Consider the following 2,244-nt stretch of genomic DNA (forward strand, 5'->3'; position numbering starts at 1 on the left):
GACGGTGCCCGACTGCTACCTCGCGGCCGCGCTGGTCGGCTTCGCCGCGCAGGACCCGGACCGGCTGGCCGCGGGCATCCGGCGCAATCCGAACGGCACGGCCACCGTCACGCTGCACCCGGGTGCGGATCGCGGTGAGGGTGCCACGCCCACGAACGTCACGGCCACGAACGTCACGGTCACGGCGAACCTGGCGCAGGGGCTCGTCCGGATGCGACGGGACGGTCCGGTCGGCTGGCAGGAACTGGCGGTGGACGCGGACAACGCCGACGGCCGCGGTGAACTGTGGCCGGCACTGTACGAGAAGGCGTTCGCCCGGCTGCGTGGCGGTTATCCCGCGTTGGGCTACGGCAGCACCGTCGCGGCGCTCAGCACGCTCACCGGGCATCGGGCCAGCTGGCGCGACGCGCGGCGGATCGGCTCGGATGACCTCGCCGCCGCGCTGGGAGATGGCGAGGTCGTCCTGGTCACCACCCGCGAGCGGACCAGGCCGGCGGGGCTGGTCGCGGCGCACGCGTACGCCGTCCTCGCGGTGGACAGCGCGCGGGGGCAGGTGTTGTTGCGTAACCCCTGGGATCCGCCGACGGGCGAGACCAACGAACGGTGGTACGACTGGTCGGCGGTGCGTGGGGACGTGCGCACCGTGGTCCGCGGCGCCACGAGGTAGGCCGGCCGGGTCGGATGTGGCGGTTCGGGCTCAGGGTGAGCGGATGATCGCCACCGGTACGGCAGAGTGGATCATGCACTGGTGGCTGACCGAGCCCAACAGCAGCTCGGCGAACCCACCGTGACCGCGGGCACCGACGACCACCAGGTCGCACTCCTTGCCGGCGGCGAGCAGCGCCTGGCTCGGCGAGCACGGGACGGTCCGTCGCTGCGGCCGCAGACCCGCCGGCAGCTCGTCGCGGACCCTGGCGATGGCCTCGTCGAGAACGGTGGCCGCCTGGTCGCCGAGCGCCTGCGTGATATCGACCGGGGTCGCGGCGAACGGCACCGGCAGCGCCGCGAACCAGGCGTGCACGGCGATCAGCTCGACGCCGCGCAGGTCGGCCTCGGCGGCGGCCCACACCAGCGCCGCCAGCGAGTTCGGTGATCCGTCCACGCCGACGACGACGGGACGCGGCTGCTGGAGGAAGCCGTGCCCGGGCTGGTCGTTGCCACCCCGGGCGATCACGACGGGCACCGGTGCGTGCACGGCCACCGAGGTGCTGACCGCGCCGACCCGTAGCCGGTGCAGCAGACCGCGACCGCGGGCACCGACCACGATCATCCGGGCATCGTGCCCCACGGTGAGCAGCGCCTGCGCCCCCGGCTGGTCTACGACCTCCTCGGCCACCGCCACGGGTGTCACCGCGACGGATGCGGCGGCGGCCACTCTCGCTGCCGCCACTGGTGTCGACGTCGCTGCCGTTGTGGCTGGGACCGCCGCGATGGCCTCGGTGACGGTGCGATGAAGTAGATGGGCGGCCTGTTCGGCCACCTCATCGGCGGAGTGTGGCCAGATTGGCTCCGGCGTGCCCGAACCGACGCCGATCACGGCGCGAACCGTGCAGCTGTGCCGTCGCGCCTCGGCCAAGGCCCAGTCCAAGGCCACCCGGGAGCCGGCCGAACCGTCCACTCCGACCACGATGTCGTCGTTCACGCGCGGCCTCCTCACGGTCGCCGAACATGGATCGCCGGTGGTCCCGCCGCTACCCGATCGATACCCGGACCTGGCCGGCGGGAACCCGACACCCCCGACCTGGGGCATGCACCGGCCGGGGGCCGACGGACCCGGTGCGGCCGGCCGAGTTGCGGGTCTGGTGTGGTGGATGGGTGTGGTGGCCGGGTGGGCGTCCCGGGACCACAGTGGCGTGTCCTTGACCCTCGGCTGGCAGCCGATGGGTTGGCCGCGGGGGGCCGGCCTGCCGGAGGGGTCGGTCCGGTCCACTGCCATCCAGCGGCGAATCCGATGGGTGAGCATGGTTTTGGCGCATCCCGGAGCTACGCACAACACGGTGTTCACACCAGATCGCGTAGCCCTTGCCCGTTGATGATGTGAGGTTGTGCGCGGGCGGCGCGCGATACGCCTGATCGGCCGGAATGTCCAGGATCTGTCCGCAATCGAGGGCACTTGCACCAAGAACATTTCGGGCGGGGGAGGAAACGTCGTCCGGCCTCGTCGGGTCGTCACCGATCTTCGACGCACCGTGCCCACCCTGGTTGAGCGGAACGGATCCCGCCGCCGCGCGCGGCACCCGTTCC

Annotated in this window: 2 protein-coding genes; one reads left to right on the forward strand and one right to left on the reverse strand. The window is 72.5% G+C overall.

Going from position 1 to position 2,244, the window contains the following annotated elements; all coding sequences use genetic code 11:
• The coding region (locus G6R24_RS20380) for a C2 family cysteine protease (RefSeq protein ID WP_263864097.1) at positions 1 to 667 on the forward strand (667 nt) is incomplete at its 5' end.
• A 30-nt stretch (positions 668 to 697) separates the two neighbouring features.
• Here G6R24_RS20380 and G6R24_RS20385 read toward each other — a convergent pair.
• Positions 698 to 1,642 carry a universal stress protein gene (locus tag G6R24_RS20385; RefSeq protein WP_225438862.1) on the reverse strand — a complete coding sequence of 315 codons (945 nt, stop codon included), beginning with the start codon at positions 1,640 to 1,642 and terminating at the stop codon, positions 698 to 700.
• Between the last annotated feature and the right edge of the window lie 602 nt (positions 1,643 to 2,244).

Origin of the sequence: Candidatus Frankia nodulisporulans, assembly GCF_902806475.1 — a bacterium.
In the GTDB taxonomy this organism is placed as follows: domain Bacteria; phylum Actinomycetota; class Actinomycetes; order Frankiales; family Frankiaceae; genus Frankia; species Frankia umida.